This window comes from Deltaproteobacteria bacterium CG11_big_fil_rev_8_21_14_0_20_42_23, from assembly GCA_002796345.1.
Lineage (GTDB): Bacteria > UBA10199 > UBA10199 > 2-02-FULL-44-16 > 2-02-FULL-44-16 > 1-14-0-20-42-23.
On record PCXC01000018.1, the window covers coordinates 1 to 15488 of the forward strand.

The following is a 15488-nucleotide window of genomic DNA, read 5'->3' on the forward strand; positions in this document are numbered from 1 at the left end:
ATACGCTCATATTGAGCTTTTGTAAGTTCCATCCCTCCCACATCTCACTTTATCTCTTCTTTGTCAATTAGTGTTAACACGCCCTAGTTCTGCAACGAATGCTACCGAATCTGGAACACAACAAGTAACCGTAACGATTACCGATGATGACACTGCCGGGATGACAGTTGCGCAATCCGGAGACGCAACCAACGTTACTGAAGGCAGTACTACAGATACTTTTAAGGTTGTGCTCGATTCAACTCCAACCGCAGATGTAACAGTTACTCTTACTGCAGATGACGAAACGAGTCTTGATACTTCCAGCTTAACGTTCACTTCAGAAAACTGGAACACAACTCAAACGGTAACCGTAACTACGGTTGACGATGATCTTGTAGAAGGTGCACATACGTCTACCATCAGCTTTAGTGTAGCAAGTGAAGATGCAGACTATAGCGATTTTTCTCTCACTGATATTACGGCAAACGTTACAGATGATGATTCAGCAGGTGTAAGCATTGCGGAATCTGGCGGAGCAACAAGTGTAACGGAAGGTTCGGTGACAGCAGATACTTATACCGTCGTGCTTACAAGTGAACCGACAGCAAACGTTGTGGTTGTACCAACATCAGCCAGTGGAGCTCAAGCTTCTCCAGCTTCGCTCACCTTTACATCAGCAAACTGGGATACACCACAGACAGTTTCCGTGTTATCAGTAGACAACAGTTTAGATGATGGAAACCAAACTATTATCATTACGCATGCAGCAAGCAGTGACGATACAGATTACGATGGAATTGAAATTAACGATGTAAATGTAACTGTAGTTGATGATGATTCAGCTGGTGCAAGCATTAGCGAATCAAGTGGATCAACAAGTGTAGACATTGATGGAACCAGCGATACGTATACTCTTGTTCTCACTTCACTTCCAAGCGCAAGTGTAACGGTTACTCTAAATGGCGGAACTGATGTAAGTGTTTCTCCAACAGCACTTACCTTCACCACCGCAAATTGGAATACTCCGCAAACCGTGACGGTAACCTGGAATGCGGCTACTGGAGATTCTGCAACTATTACGCACACTGCAGCAAGTGATGATGCAAGTTATAACGGAGTTTCTATTGCAAGTGTTACCGTGAGTATCACCGATGGAGAAACTGAATCGTGCGGAGATGGCCCAGTAGCAAGTGCTGGCAGCGATGTTGTGCTCAATGCAAGTGACACGGTGACCTTAAGTGGAGCAAGTTCAACTGGATGTAACTTAACGTACAGTTGGGCTATTACTTCAGGTGATGGAAGTGTAAGTAGTGCTACAAGTTCAACGCCAGTGTTTACTTCAGCTGGAGCTGGAACAAGCGTTGTTACCTTAACCGTGACTGATAGCAACAATGAGAGCAGCACCGACACCGTGAGCATTGTGCAAGTAAGTCAGAACGTGACCGTTGTTACTCCAAGTGAACAAATTGTTTTGTCCGGTAGCAATTACAGCGTTAGCGAAACAGCACACGGTTCAGGAAGTATCACCTTAAGCTTCACGTATGATGGCAACGAATTCACGATCATTGTTCCAAACAGATCTGCTTCAAGTCTTGATTATAACATTGCCATTACCAATGCGGGTTTTGTGGTGGTGTGTTTACCAGAAGCTTCAAGCCAAGAGGGGGTTTGCTACTTCTCGCAATCAACAGCCGATACCCTTTCAGGCTTGTATGAACTGAACGAACGAAAAAGTACTCCATCAGCATTTAACACTGTAAGTGGATCTCAATCGGGAGATCGGCTTGGACATGGCATTGGATCAAACAACGCCGGAGATCACGTTTACATCTCAGCGCCAGGAGCTTCAACTAATGGGATCATCAGAATTTATGAACTTGTAGACGGAAGTCAACCAACGGAAACAGGAAGTGTGTTTGGAAGTTTAGATTATCCAGCATGATCAGCCTTTAGAAATGGATTTGTGCTTGAAGATGCAGACAGTATTTTCTTTGGAGATTGTAACGCTTCATCAAATGAGCAGCTTAACTTAAGTGCTTCAGCATCGGGAGATAGCGGTACAGACTTAGAATCCCGCGGACTCAGTGATGGAGAAATGCCATACATCTTTATGCAGTCTGTTGTAGATTTGGGAAGCAGCGTCAATCTTTCTACAAGCGATCCTGACCTCACGGTTGATTGTACCAACTGCGCGCTCCAAGGCAGTGCCTTTGGCGACGTGAACAATGATGGAGAAGATGACATGCTGTTGTGCACAAGTGATGCGGCGTACATCATGTATGGCCCGCACTCACTCAGCGTAGCTCTTAGCTTAGATGACGCCGATGTAACCATCAGCAACGATGTGGGTGATGCTTCATTCTGCCAATCTTCATCAATAGCTGATGTTACAGGAGACGGTGTTGCCGATATGGTGATTGGTGGAGAAAATTCACTTTACGTTGTTTATGGATCGTCAGGTTTGTCAGCCAGCATTTCATTGGCATCAAGTTCTGTAGTGAATATCATCAGCGGAGTTGGTGTGGGTGATGACATCTTGATTAAGAGTGATTCCATTTCCATTTATTCAAGCGATGCAAAACAATATACCATTGGAGGAAGCAGTTCGATCAGTGGAACATCTGACGGTGCTTCAGGCGCTGCAGGCAATTATCTTGGATGTCAACTAGGATCCGGCGGAAATCTAGATATGTCACCACTTGCCGTTTTCGCCTTCTTTCTCACAGGCCTCATTTTCTTCCGAATAAAAAGCACCAACCATGCAAGTGAAGACGCAGCTTAAGTCTGCAAGCCGTTCACCCTCGCTTTTATAAGAAGAGCATTCCCGTAGTAGGCATAGCTGCGCGAGCTGCAGCGCCTAGTCCGTATGAGGTTCCATCTAGTGCAGGAAGTTGTACTTGCAATGTAGAGCGAGCAAAGCGTTGTTCTCCAGCGCTTGCACTCCATGTACTTCTTGGATGTACCGTTAAAGCCCCGAAAGTAATTCGTCTATCTGTGACATCGCTTATTCCAACAGCATGTTTGAAAGAAGGGAGTGAGCTTTGAACACTGAGAAGGCCTGTTGCACCATCTGTTTTTATAGTGATGCTTTTTTCAAGACTTGGATGTGCTGATGATGCTGCAAGTCGTATTAAATCTAAGGTGAAAATTGCCAGGTTTATGGGATTTTCAGTTACGATGTCAGTTCCTTCAGAGAGAAGTGTTGTTTGAGGAAGAATTCCTTCACCGTTGAATCTCGTTCTTAGAAGATATTGAAGCGATTGGTGTTGAGCTAAAGCGGCTCTGAATTCATCTGCAGTATCAAGTGCTGTCGCATCGAAAGAGCGTAACCATTCTATCGTAGCTTGCCCAAGTGCTAAATGTGTATTGCGTTGATAACGAAATTCAGGAAGATTTTTTATATCATCTCTTTTATAGCCTTCAATTTCTTCCAAAGCTTTATCTGGTGAAAAATATTTTGCAAAAGAAGTGAGAAGGGTGTTCACGGCAAGTCTTGCAACTTGTATATTCGCGCCCTCTCGTGTCTCTAAAGCTCCAAGCAGATCTGCGAGAGCGTGTTCAAATTTAATGACATCCGCACACACTTGCCCCCAGAAAAAAAGATTGGCTCCTGGCCAAGTGCCTATTTGCCTGCGTTGTCCAAGGAAGGTTTTAAAATATTTTTCTACCTCATCAAAGTTTGCTCGGTGAGGTAGAAGTCCCTTTGTAAAAAAAGCTCTTGCTTCGGTACGATCTCGAAAACAAGCTTGGTCACGTGCCCACAATGCAAAATGTGTCCTATATGCTTTATAAGCTTCGCTTCCAGCAGTGCCTTCAGTTTCAAGATAAAGCGATTCTAAAGACTCATCATATAATCTAAACATTAAATCTGTATGTGCAAGTATTGGTGTTTGAACTTGAATAATGGTGACTCTTTCATCCGGTATTACCGCTGGTCTCATAACATTTCCTTCCTTCAAAAGCTTAACATCACTGTAATTGCCGCTCACTTAGTGCGTTGCGGCTGCTATATCAACTCTTTTTTACCTTAGCATTCTTAAACCAGCCATTGGCAGTGATGGTGGGTTCACGGAACTTGCTTGTTATCATTTTTCACCTGTCCCGAAGCCACCTATCAAAGTTCCCGTTGATGTGGAAGCTGTGTCGAGGTGTGGAGTGCTTGTGTCTTGATTTTTCTGTCTTGCGATTTCTGGAATGACAAGAGAAAGGCGTGAGTGATATCCAACAGCTTGTTGTTCTGCACTTGCTTCCTCTACGGTCAGTTGAGCATTGGGATGAATTTCTTTTGCAGCTTCAGCTAATGCTGCTTTTGCGGCGTCACTGTTTTCATATCCAGCAAAAAGATTGTAAGAAGTATCCAATATCAGCAGAGCATTTGGCATCTGATGTGGGATAAGAATTTCCAGTTGATGAGACTTGCGCATCGCTAAAGCACCCACCATACGCAAAACTTCAAGCAGAAAAATTTTTACTTCAATTGGCTTATCCGTTTGAAGTTCGGCTAATTCTGAATGTGCCGTTATTCTTGTAGCATAGTCTATAGCTACACTTGCTGCTTCCAAGTGTTTTATAAAGCTTGAAACACTTTGATGCTGTTCAAAGAATACATTGCTCAGACGAAGAAAGGCGTTGTAAGCATCTGATCCCACTTTGCCTTGGTTGATATACAAATCTCTTAAATTAGCATGTGCATTGTACAGATAAAGTGCAGCTAATCTGCCAATGTGAAAATGATGATCGGCCTCAAAGGAATCGCCAGCTGAAGAGAGTGTATAAAGATTTAAGGTATCAGTTTCATATCTTGTGAGTTGGTCAAAGAGTTCTTTCAACTCTATTGCATTGTCGGTTGTAGGATTTCTTCTTTTTTCAGCTGCCGAAAAACCAAAGCTGCGCAGGATACTTTCGTAAAAAATATAGTCACGCAAAACAATTCCCCATACATCATCTGCTGCTACTGCACCGTGACTTGTGGTGCGAAAAAACCGGTGAAAGTGATATTCCAAAGTATCGTGAGGTTGTACAGTTCCCCCAGCTGTTCTTTCACACATGAACTTTGCATCATTTCTCTCAAAGGCAGTTTGAAAACGATCCAAGGCTGAAGGTAGAGTGTTTGGAAAGGGACCAGCGAAATCTCTTGCTGTTCGCACGTGCCTGTAAACGGTATCAGAGAAAAGATTGTAAGCACTTTGCTGCGCCCTTGAATCACTTGCCCCGGTCCAAAGCTGATAAAGTTCATGAGCTCTAAAAGCTGTATACCCTGCACGTGCTTGACCTGGTTTCAGTACAAGAAACATAACCACTCCATCCAAACGATAAAAATATCGTTATTCCCAAATAGTATCACGCTGTTCGAGTTCTTTTTCGAGCATTTGTGAAAGAAGTTGCTTCATTTTTTCAGCTTCGGCTGAAAAATAATCAGCGCGCTCTAAATCAGCCGTAGAAGGCGTTTTAGGGCGAATGGGTTTTCCAAAAACGATGGTCCATTTCGTGGGAAGCGGAATAAGCCCAAGTGGCCCAAGCCAAGGAAAGGTAGAAGTGGCGGGGAGATAGGGAAGTCCAAGGTAGTGCGCGAAGCTTTCATTTTTCTCTAAAAGTGGGCTCGATTCTTCGGCCCCAATAACAGCCACGGGAACAATAGGCGCATTATGCTCCAGCGCGAGCTTCACAAAACCACCGCGTCCAAACGATTGCAGCTGATAGCGATGTTGATAATCTTTCGAGAGTCCCTTTACCCCTTCCGGAAAAAGTAAAACCTGTTCGTTATGCGACAAGAGGTGTTTCGCATTTTGAATTGAAGCGGGCAAACCTCCTACAAGCCGCATAAATGCTGCGCCTCCGGGAAGGTTGAACACAAAATCATCTACTAAGTAGCGCGTTTGTCGCGCCGCTTTGGTGTGGTTGAAAAGTGCGCAGGTGATCATGCCCGCATCAAAGGGAATGAGGCCAGAGTGATTGGCAATAAACAAGGCTCCCTTTTTTTGCGGAATATGTTCAGCACCTTTTACGGTAACTCGAAAATAGTGATGATAAAAAAACTGCGAAAAAATACGAATGAGCGAAATAATATTTTGGCTTTTCCCTTCTTCATCAATGTCGGAGGTGAGCTCATCAAAAAATGCCGAAGACTTTCCAATATACTGCGAAAAAGTTTGATAGGCCTTAAAGACTTCTGGCTGCGAAGAAACAAACTGTAAAAAAGAAAGGTTAAGTTCTTGAAAGTGTTTGCTTTGCGAAAAATCGGCAAAAAGATGTTTTAAAAATTCTTTGAACAAAAGAAAATCGGAACTCACACGCTTTGGAGTAAAATAAGGCTGGGACATGGCAGGGGTTTAACGTCTAAAAGTGAGAAGGTCTACTTCTTTTTGCCTGAGAATAATAATGGAGGGTGACCAAAAAGAGAATGGCGTCCACAATTCCCGAAACCAAGTAGAGAAAAAGAGGAGTTGAGGTGTAAAAGACATACAGGAAAGCCAGTGTAGACGTAGCTTTGGCGACTAAGATAACGCTGGCATAGTGAATATGACGCAGGTTGTTATTTGCAGCTTTTAGTGCGCAGTAGCTCAAAACAAAAAACGAAGACAAGCCCAAGACAAACCAAAACTGAAAATCACTTGCAGATGTTGCAGTATGTTTCCAGTGAAAAAAAGTAATTCCAATTTGACTGACGTAGTTGAAAATCCATTCAGAAAAGAAAAGAAAAGCGAACGCAAAGAAGAGATAAACAAGCCCAAGTAATCGCATAAAGGCAACAAAATTTCTCTCTTGTTTGGTAAAACCAGCATCCCTCATGGTTGGTTTGATTCGCAGATGAGATCTAAAAAGTCAATGAATAGTTCAATGGTTCAAGAGGGCAATGGGACAATAGTGAAATCAGAAGCGAAGCGGTACTGATTTCCAGTTCGAGAGAAATATTCTTTCCTTTGTGAGAGCGCACTTTTGAGGCCTTCATCTCTCTGACAGCCATAAAGAAAATGATGAAGGCCGAAATGTTGGATGAAATTTCCGCGGCGCTTGAGCGGAAATTTCAGAGCGACGCAAAGGAAAGAATATTTCTCACACAATTCAAAATCAATTCCCGGAGCCGGAGTTTGACTTTCGTGGAGTGTATTGATATTTCCCCGCGTTCATCTTTTTCATCTGGAATGTGGAGTTTTTGTGACAGTTTTTCCAAAACAAGTTTTGCGACCAACTTACGCTGAAATAAATTTGTCGGCGCTTGTTTCAAATTTTCAATTACTTTCCCGTCTTCTTCCAAAAAATACCGAAATCTTAGCCATGGTAAAAGCCGATGCCTATGGTCATGGTGTTTTGCCTGTTGCAAAAACTTTGTTGCAGTTTGGTGTTGCCGGTTTTGGCGTTGCTACTATTGAAGAAGGCATCGAGCTGCGGCAAGCAGGAATTGATTGCCCAGTTTTGGTGATGGGTGGTTTGCTGGGTTTGGGTGAGCATGCCGCAGAAGCCATGATTGCCGCGGGTTTAACGCCTGTGATTCATTCAGCTGATGGGGTTCGATTGCTAAACGAAGCGTGCGCGCGATGTGGAAAAAAGCTAAAGGTGCATCTCAAAATCGATACCGGCATGGGCCGGCTTGGTGTGCGCCCAGAGGCTTTGGCCTTGGTGTTGGCGCGCTTGAAGCAAGCCCTACATTTGCAACTTGAAGGAGTGATGACGCACTTTGCTGAAGCTGATAATGAGAGCAGAACAGCAGAACAAATTGCAGGATTTGAAAAAGCCATGAAGAGCATCAAAGATTTTTTTCCCCATATTTCTGTATGGCATGCTGCAAATTCACAAACCATCATTCGCAAACAAGGTGTCAATCTTTCAGCTTCAGAAAAATGGTGGGCACGCCCGGGAATAGCGCTCTACGGCTCAAGTTGCGGAGTGCCGCTTCCAAAAGAGGAAAAGCTTGAACCTGTTATGAGCATCAAAAGTCAGTTAGCGCTTATCAAAAGAGTTCCAGCCGGTTCCAAAATTAGCTACGGTGGAACATATGTATGCAAACGTGAAACACGGCTAGCTGTTGTTCCAGTTGGATATGCCGATGGTTACCCTTGGAGACTATCGGGAAAAGCGTTTGCGTTGGTGCAAGAAACCCGAGTTCCCGTTATCGGCAGAGTGACCATGGATATGATTATGCTGGACATCACCGATCTTCCACAAAGCAAAATTGGAGATGAAGTGGTGTTGCTTGGAAAACAAGGTGCGGCATTTATTGGTGTGGATGAACTTTCGAATTGGGCTGGTGTAATTCCATACGAAGTGTTAAGCGGAGTTTCAAAACGTATTCCACGCATTTATGTGAGTTCAGCATGTTAAAGTCTCGTGCCTTAAAAAAAATAAGTTTCTTGCAACAAGTCGCTAGCAATTTTGGTGAGAAAATACTTGGTGCCCTTTCGCTTTTTGGAAATTGGTATCTCTTCTCCAAAGAAATTTGCATTTGGATGTTCAAGCGCCCATTCCGAACAAGACAGTTCTTCCTCCAACTTGAATTTGTAGGTGTGAAATCAACTTGGATTATTGTGTTAACCGCCTTCTTCACCGGAGCAGTGTTTGCGCTCCAATCTGGAAAAGTGTTTGCACTTTTTAACATGGAAATCATGGTGGGTGCCACGGTTGCGCTTTCACTTGCGCGTGAATTGGCGCCAGTTTTTTCCGCGCTTATGGTTACGGCAAGAGCATGCTCTGCAATGGCAGCAGAACTAGGCACCATGGTAGTTACCGAGCAGGTGGACGCCATGACCACCATGGCTGTTGAGCCCGTTCAGTATTTGGTGGTGCCACGAGTTTTGGCAACTACAGTGATGCTTCCTATTTTAACGATGTTGTTTAACCTTGTGGGAATTTTTGGTTCTTATGTGGTTGGAGTTTATTTGCTTTCCATTCACAAAGGTCCGTTTATGAGTAGACTTTATTATCATCTCGATGTCGAAGATATTGTGGGTGGATTAGTGAAGGCAGCCTTTTTCGGTTTTACCATTGCAAGTATTAGTTGCGCTCAAGGGTTTTGGACAAAAGGTGGAGCTGCTGGAGTAGGAAAGTCTACAACCCGCGCTGTAGTTATGTCAGCGGTCTCCATCCTCATTTTAGATTATTTTCTCACCACGTGGATTTTGGAATATTTCACACACTAATTATGATCGAACTTAAAAACATTTGTAAATCATTTGGCGAACAACAAGTTTTGAAAAACTTAAGCCTCTCTTTGCCCAAGGGAAAAATCACCGTCATTATTGGTGGTTCCGGTTCAGGAAAAACCGTAACACTTCGGCATATGATTGGCTTGCTGAAACCAGATAGAGGGCAAGTGCTGGTTGACGGTGTAGATATCAACAAACTGGGAAGAGTGGAATTGAATGAATGTCGAAAAAAATTTGGAATGCTCTTTCAGCATGCCGCTTTATTTGATTCGCTGAATGTAGAAGAAAATATTGCCTTTCCTCTTCGTGAACACAGGCAATTAAAAGATGAAAAAAAAATTCGGGAAATTGTTGCAGAAAAATTAGAACTTGTAGGTTTGCCGGGCACCGAAAAGAAAATGCCAAGCGAGCTTTCGGGCGGGATGGCAAAGCGAGTGGGCTTAGCCAGAGCCATTGCCCTGGAGCCGGAAATTATTTTGTACGACGAGCCCACAACGGGGCTTGATCCTCTCATGACCCTTGCCATTGATAATCTCATTTATTCCATGCAGCAAAAACTAAACATTACTTCTATTGTAATTAGCCACGATATTTCATCAACATTACGTATTGCCGATCAAATCGCCATGCTGTATCAAGGCGAGATGATTGAAGTAGCCGATCCTGAAACATTTCAAAAATCAGACAATCCTGTGGTTCAAGAATTTTTGAATGTAAGTCATCAAAAAATATCTGGGGGGAAACAGTGAAAAATTGGTCCGTTGAAGCTCGCGTTGGAGTTTTTGTTTTTATCATTTTGCTTTCTCTTGCCTGGCTTACCCTTCGCATCAGTGATCGAGCCGCAGTAGGAGGTACTGGTTACGAAATTTCCTTCAACGCTTCCTCTGCAAGTGGGCTTAAAGCTAAGGCTCCTGTTGAATTAGCGGGAGTTTCAGTTGGTTTGGTAAAAGAAGTTGAGCTTGGAGAAAATCAACAGGCAAAAGTAGTGATGGAACTCAATGACAATGTAAAATTGCCAGCAGACTCAAAAGTTATTTTGCGCACCAGAGGTTTTCTTGGTGAAACTTATGTGGAAATTGTTCCAGGTCAAGAATCTGACAACCTTTTAAAATCAAACGGAACGCTTCAAGATGCAACACGAACTGGCGATGTCAATTCTTTGGTGAGTCGCTTCAATGAAATTGCAGACGATGTAAAAGAAGTTTCAGGCAATGCTAGGTCTAAAGCTGGTTCAGATCCAGATGCTCCGGTAAATCAAATTATTGCAAACCTTCAGGAATTCACGCGAGCTATCAAAGATGTCACCGTACAAAATTCTCAAAACATCGATAAAATTGCAACCAACCTTGCCGTTTTAAGCAGTGATTTAAAAGAGATGGTACAGCAAAACCGTGAAGATGTTCGCGCAACACTTGATCAGGTTGCATCCATCACCGGAAAAATTGACAGAGGTGAGGGAACGCTTGGCAAATTGGTGAATGACGAAACAACCGTTGATAAAATCAACGATTCCCTTGATGGCCTCAATGATACGCTTGGCGGTTTTTCGCGATTGCAAACTGAGTTAGGTTTTCACACAGAATATTTGGGCAAGTCTAAGGATTTCAAAAATTATGTTTCTCTTGCCTTAAATCCTTCGCCCGATAAAGCACTGTTAATCGATGTTTCCACAGATCCAGATCCAAACGCAGACTATATAGAACGAACGGTGGATGTAACTGCTGGCGGCGTAAGTTCTACGGTGAGTACAAACACGGCTACGGTTGATAGAAACCAACTCCTTTTTTCGGCGCAGCTTGCAAAACGATTTTATGATCTTCAACTGCGTGGTGGAATTATCGAGTCAACCGGAGGTGTAGGTATAGACTACGTTCCCGGGCTTTATGGTTTGCATTTCTCCGCCTTTGATTTCTCAACACGCAATAATCAAAAGCCTCATTTAAAACTTCTCGGCGACATCAACCTCACCAAAAACCTTTATCTTTTGGGAGGGCTTGATGACATGCTCAATCCAACACAAAAAACGGATTGGTTTGTAGGTGCAGGCTTTAAATTTGTGGACGACGACATCAAGCGTTTTGCAGCTTTTGGAGGCGGAAAAAGCTTAACTGGCAAGTGATTTTAGTGCTTGCACGCTGTTTCCATGCTGTTATAGGACGTCCCAACTTTTCATCTTGGAGGTTTTATGCCAGCGGTACAACGAGCTCTTCTCAGCGTTTCTGACAAAACAGGTCTCCTTCCGTTTGCCAAAGAACTTTCGCGCTTAGGCATCGAGCTTCTTTCAACCGGCGGAACCGCTAAGTTGCTGAAAGAGAACAATATTCCCGTTATTGATGTTTCTGATTACACTGGTTTTCCCGAGATGTTAGATGGCCGAGTGAAAACCCTCCACCCCAATATCCATGCAGGTTTGCTGGCAAGACGAGATAACGCTGAACACATGCAAGCCCTAGAGAAACACGGCATTGGCCGCATCGATCTTCTCGTGGTCAATTTGTATCCCTTCGAAAAAACTGTGGCCAACCCCAAGGCGAGCCTGGCTGAAGCGATTGAAAATATTGATATTGGCGGGCCCACCATGATTCGCGCTGCGGCTAAAAATTACCAAGACGTAGCGGTGTTGGTTGATCCTGCTGATTATGCCTCCATTGCAAAAGAGTTGAGCGACGGAAAGGCAACGCTTTCGCGTGAAACCTGTTTTGCTTTAGCGCAAAAAGTATTTGCCCATACTGCAGCTTATGATGCTGCTATCACCTCTTACTTAAGCACCTACAAAACTGAAACCCAGCGAACCCAGATGCCACAAGTGTTTGCTTCGGTTTCATTTCAGATGCAAGAGCTTCGCTATGGAGAAAACCCACATCAACAAGCAGCATTTTATCGCGATGTGCACACAAGCGATGAAAGTTCGCTGGTAAATGCAAAGCAACTTCACGGAAAAGAACTTTCGTACAATAATATTTTGGATGCGGACGCAACGCTGGAGATGATCAAAGAATTTATTGATGATCCCTTTGCCGTGGTAATTGTAAAACACACCAATCCATGTGGAGCTGCGCTTTCAAGTGCATCACTCGCAGATGCTTTTGCCAAGGCACAAAGCTGTGATCCCGTTTCCTGTTTTGGTGGTATTGTTGCTTTAAATCGCGAAGTAGACGAAGCAACAGCAAAGCTAATGGCAGCAAGTTTTTTTGAAGTGATTCTTGCGCCGTCATATTCGGCAACTGCTTTAGAAGTGTTACAAAAAAAGAAAAACATACGCCTCTTGGAACTTGGAGCATTGAAAAAAAATGCAGAACGAAAAGAGTACACGTTAAGAAAAGTGACGGATGGTTTGTTGGTTCAAGAAAAAGATGCTGCGTTAGTTGAAATAAAAGATGCGCGTTGTGTTACCGAACGCCGTCCGCAGATAAAAGAAGAAGCGGCACTTCGATTTGCGTGGAAGATGTGCAAGCACGTGAAGTCGAATGCCATTGTGCTGGCAAGTCACGACCGCTTGCTTGGGGTTGGCGCTGGCCAAATGAGCCGCGTCGATTCTGTACGCATCGCGCGCATGAAGTGGAATGACATTGCCGCCAATTTGCAACTTGAAGAAGATGCAGCATATGTGCTTGCTTCGGATGCTTTTTTTCCGTTTCGAGATGGTATCGACCAAGCCCGCGAAGCCGGTGCCACAGCGCTTATCCAGCCGGGTGGCTCTATGCGCGATGACGAGGTTATTGCCGCAGCAAATGAGCACCAAATGGCCATGCTGTTTACGGGCGAACGCCATTTCAAGCACTAGATTGTAGCATCCGCAACTTTTTTGAGACTTGAGCGATAAGAGGGAAGAACAAAGTTTGATACAACAAAAGATTTGAGCTTCGATGCCACCACTAAGTTTTGTACAACGCCCACTTCTGTTTCCTCCAGCAGCCTTAGCACTTGATGCCTTTCATGGGCCAAATCTTCTAAACAGTTTTCGCAAAATTGAAGGTAGCCTAGGCAGATACGCAGAAACGCTTTCTGCCTTTGAACGCGCCGTTCCTCATCGTGTCAGTAGCGGTTCTAGAGGAGCTCTTTTGCAGTACAGATATCATCTTACAAATAGGAATGCTGCTCTTTCAGCGTGGGAACAATTTTTATATTCTGGAAGAAGACGACTGTTGGGAAAGAGCGATTTTGATCTCCGCTTTTATTTGGGTCAGGCTTTTAATGATTATGCATTTTTCCACGAGCAACTCGCAGTCCTTGCAGTGCCTAAGTTTACAGATCAATCTCTTGCTTATAGAACCACTGCTATAAACAGACTCAGATTACGAGATCAGCAACTGCATTCTGCTTACACTTGTTACCCTCCTGATACCGCAGACCTTACGTTTGCCGAGCACCTTGTTCAGGAACTTTTCTTGGATGCAAGTCAGTTTTTACGGAGTGCACTTCATGATTTTGCATTTCAGACTGCGGATACTCAATCGACTTTTGCTGCTGCTTATGAAAACTACACTCCACCTCAAAGAATCTTACAACTTCTCTTCGGAGATGAAGTCCTTGGTAGGAGAGGATCTTTTGTACTAGAAGATGAAGTGGGAAAAAGAGAATCAATTCAAATTGCCCATGTTCCAGCACTAATAGCAATAATGAGCTACCTTTTGTGTTTATCTCAGCAAGTTGGAGCTAGGCCACACAGACAACGCTTTAAGCTTGAAGTAGACTTCAAGCGAGAGGAATATTACAATTTTATCTTTTGGGAAAGCAGATCAGCTTTGGATAACGCCTTTCAAAAGTCGCCAGTTTTGCTTGCGGGATTAGATTGTCTTGTAAAGGCTATTTGGGGAGATACTGCTCGCGTAAAAAATATTTCCGATGATATGGCCACTACACTAAGTATAAAAATTCCTCAAGTAGTCCAGGAAAATCAAGTGTCCAGTGGGTTATCTAGCGAACAGATTGCCTCTGCTGCGCTTAGTCTTGGGTGATAGGTTCGAGTTTCTGCGAAAAAATATAAATAGAATTTTTTTATGAGTAGGATAAGCAAGCTGTGAAATGTTTCAGCTGGAGGAAGTATCATGAAAGTTTTAGTCATAGGTGCAGGTGGAAGAGAGCATGCTCTTGTTCATGCCCTAAAAAAATCTGAAAAAATTGAACAACTTTTTTGTGCGCCAGGAAACGCTGGTATAGATGAAGAAGCGAAGTGTGTTAACATTCCTGTAGATGATATGGAAGCACTTCTTCAATTTGCGCTGAATGAAAAAATGGACATCACGGTTGTTGGCCCTGAGCAACCACTTACAAATGGAATCGTTGATCTGTTTCAAAAAAATGGACTAAAGATTTTTGGCCCGTCGCGTGCGGCAGCCAGACTTGAGGCATCAAAATCATTTACAAAGGATTTTTGTGCTCGCCACAATATTCCAACTGCTGCTTATGAAACGTATACCAATTCTCATGCAGCTTTGGCGGCGCTTGAAGGAAAAAAATATCCTCTCGTTATTAAGGCCGATGGCTTGGCAGCGGGAAAAGGCGTCATCATTGCTCATTCAAAATTGGAAGCGGAAGATGCTTTAAAAAATATGCTTGAAGATATTGTCTTTGGAGAAGCTGGAAAAAAAGTAGTGATCGAAGAATTTCTCAAAGGTGAAGAGGCTTCGTTTATTGTTGTTTCAGATGGAAAACATGTTTTGCCACTTGCTACTTCTCAAGATCATAAAGCCATTTTTGATAACGATGAAGGCCCAAACACAGGCGGCATGGGCGCTTACTCGCCGGCACCAGTTGTGACTTCACACATCTATGACCGCATTATGCACGAAATTATTTATCCTACCATCAAGGGTATGCAAGAGGAAGATTCACCTTTTGTAGGTATTTTGTATGCGGGCATTATGATTGTGGACGGTGAACCGAAGTTGCTAGAATACAATGTTCGTTTTGGTGATCCCGAAACTCAACCTATTCTTGCGCGTTTGCAAAGTGATTTTCTTAGCCTTGTAGAATACACTCTGGATGCAAAACTTGATCAACTCGAATTGAAGTGGGATGAAAGACCAGCCGTATGTGTAGTGATGACTTCGGGTGGATATCCCAGCATGTATGAAAGAGGAAAAATAATTACAGGTATTAAACAGGCAAGTGAGTTGGAAGATGTAATGGTGTATCATTCAGGCACAAGTAAAAAAGATGGAGAATATCTTACAAGTGGTGGACGAGTGCTGTCGGTGACAGCGATTGGCAATCCTCTTGCTGTGGCCATTGAAAAAGCATACCAAGCGGTAAAAAAAATAAGATGGGAAGATTGCTACTACCGAAAAGATATTGGAATGAAAGCGATCAAACGCGAACATTCACATTAGACCTCTTGCAGAACCTGCTGCGCGAGGTCTATTA

General features: G+C 43.5%; 13 protein-coding genes. 9 read left to right on the forward strand and 4 right to left on the reverse strand.

Going from position 1 to position 15488, the window contains the following annotated elements; translation table 11 throughout:
• The first annotated feature begins 160 nt into the window (after nt 1–160).
• Both COV43_02305 and COV43_02310 read left to right on the forward strand, forming a co-directional pair.
• The gene (locus COV43_02305; protein PIR26216.1) at nt 161–1924 is read left to right on the forward strand and encodes a hypothetical protein; all 1764 of its coding nucleotides are present in this window, start codon (nt 161–163) and stop codon (nt 1922–1924) included.
• 21 nt (nt 1925–1945) lie between these two features.
• Entirely contained in the window at nt 1946–2764 is an 819-nt protein-coding gene (locus tag COV43_02310) for a hypothetical protein (protein PIR26217.1), read from the forward strand.
• A 25-nt stretch (nt 2765–2789) separates the two neighbouring features.
• Here the strand turns inward: COV43_02310 and COV43_02315 are convergent, their stop codons facing one another.
• From COV43_02315 to COV43_02330, 4 genes are all read right to left on the reverse strand, one after another.
• A complete protein-coding gene (locus COV43_02315; protein ID PIR26218.1) occupies nt 2790–3971 on the reverse strand; it encodes a hypothetical protein in 1182 nt (393 codons plus the stop codon).
• A gap of 96 nt (nt 3972–4067) precedes the next feature.
• Complete coding sequence (locus tag COV43_02320; protein ID PIR26219.1) at nt 4068–5276, reverse strand: hypothetical protein; 1209 nt, start codon at nt 5274–5276, stop codon at nt 4068–4070.
• A 30-nt stretch (nt 5277–5306) separates the two neighbouring features.
• Entirely contained in the window at nt 5307–6302 is a 996-nt protein-coding gene (locus COV43_02325; GenBank protein ID PIR26220.1) for a glycerol acyltransferase, read from the reverse strand.
• Nucleotides 6303–6318: 16 nt separating this feature from the next.
• Nucleotides 6319–6771, reverse strand: coding sequence for a hypothetical protein (locus tag COV43_02330; protein PIR26221.1), 453 nt, complete (start codon nt 6769–6771; stop codon nt 6319–6321).
• Nucleotides 6772–7089: 318 nt separating this feature from the next.
• Between COV43_02330 and alr the strand changes: the two genes are divergently transcribed.
• The 7 genes from alr (at nt 7090) to COV43_02365 (ending at nt 15454) form a co-directional block, all read left to right on the forward strand.
• Entirely contained in the window at nt 7090–8301 is a 1212-nt protein-coding gene (alr, locus tag COV43_02335; GenBank protein PIR26222.1) for an alanine racemase, read from the forward strand.
• A complete protein-coding gene (locus COV43_02340; GenBank protein ID PIR26223.1) occupies nt 8295–9116 on the forward strand; it encodes an ABC transporter permease in 822 nt (273 codons plus the stop codon). The genes alr and COV43_02340 overlap by 7 nt, the downstream gene beginning before the upstream one ends.
• A 2-nt stretch (nt 9117–9118) precedes the next feature.
• Nucleotides 9119–9871 (forward strand): ABC transporter ATP-binding protein, encoded by a 753-nt coding sequence (locus COV43_02345; GenBank protein PIR26224.1) that lies wholly within the window; start codon nt 9119–9121, stop codon nt 9869–9871.
• Nucleotides 9793–11241 (forward strand): hypothetical protein, encoded by a 1449-nt coding sequence (locus COV43_02350; GenBank protein ID PIR26225.1) that lies wholly within the window; start codon nt 9793–9795, stop codon nt 11239–11241. The genes COV43_02345 and COV43_02350 overlap by 79 nt, the downstream gene beginning before the upstream one ends.
• A gap of 66 nt (nt 11242–11307) precedes the next feature.
• Complete coding sequence (purH, locus tag COV43_02355) at nt 11308–12906, forward strand: bifunctional phosphoribosylaminoimidazolecarboxamide formyltransferase/inosine monophosphate cyclohydrolase (protein ID PIR26226.1); 1599 nt, start codon at nt 11308–11310, stop codon at nt 12904–12906.
• Nucleotides 12907–12988: 82 nt separating this feature from the next.
• Nucleotides 12989–14080: a hypothetical protein gene (locus COV43_02360; GenBank protein ID PIR26227.1), complete on the forward strand. Its 1092-nt coding sequence runs from the start codon at nt 12989–12991 to the stop codon at nt 14078–14080.
• A 90-nt stretch (nt 14081–14170) separates the two neighbouring features.
• Complete coding sequence (locus COV43_02365) at nt 14171–15454, forward strand: phosphoribosylamine--glycine ligase (GenBank protein PIR26228.1); 1284 nt, start codon at nt 14171–14173, stop codon at nt 15452–15454.
• Nucleotides 15455–15488: the final 34 nt, after the last annotated feature.

What these genes read in the sequence shown, in the direction of transcription:
- COV43_02330 (PIR26221.1), bottom strand. Translation starts at nt 6,771, where the DNA reads ATGAGGGATGCTGGTTTTACCAAACAAGAGAGAAATTTTGTTGCCTTT.
- purH (PIR26226.1), top strand. Translation starts at nt 11,308, where the DNA reads ATGCCAGCGGTACAACGAGCTCTTCTCAGCGTTTCTGACAAAACAGGT.
- COV43_02340 (PIR26223.1), top strand. Translation starts at nt 8,295, where the DNA reads ATGTTAAAGTCTCGTGCCTTAAAAAAAATAAGTTTCTTGCAACAAGTC.
- COV43_02305 (PIR26216.1), top strand. Translation starts at nt 161, where the DNA reads ATGACAGTTGCGCAATCCGGAGACGCAACCAACGTTACTGAAGGCAGT.
- COV43_02320 (PIR26219.1), bottom strand. Translation starts at nt 5,276, where the DNA reads ATGTTTCTTGTACTGAAACCAGGTCAAGCACGTGCAGGGTATACAGCT.
- COV43_02360 (PIR26227.1), top strand. Translation starts at nt 12,989, where the DNA reads ATGCCACCACTAAGTTTTGTACAACGCCCACTTCTGTTTCCTCCAGCA.
- COV43_02345 (PIR26224.1), top strand. Translation starts at nt 9,119, where the DNA reads ATGATCGAACTTAAAAACATTTGTAAATCATTTGGCGAACAACAAGTT.
- COV43_02325 (PIR26220.1), bottom strand. Translation starts at nt 6,302, where the DNA reads ATGTCCCAGCCTTATTTTACTCCAAAGCGTGTGAGTTCCGATTTTCTT.
- COV43_02365 (PIR26228.1), top strand. Translation starts at nt 14,171, where the DNA reads ATGAAAGTTTTAGTCATAGGTGCAGGTGGAAGAGAGCATGCTCTTGTT.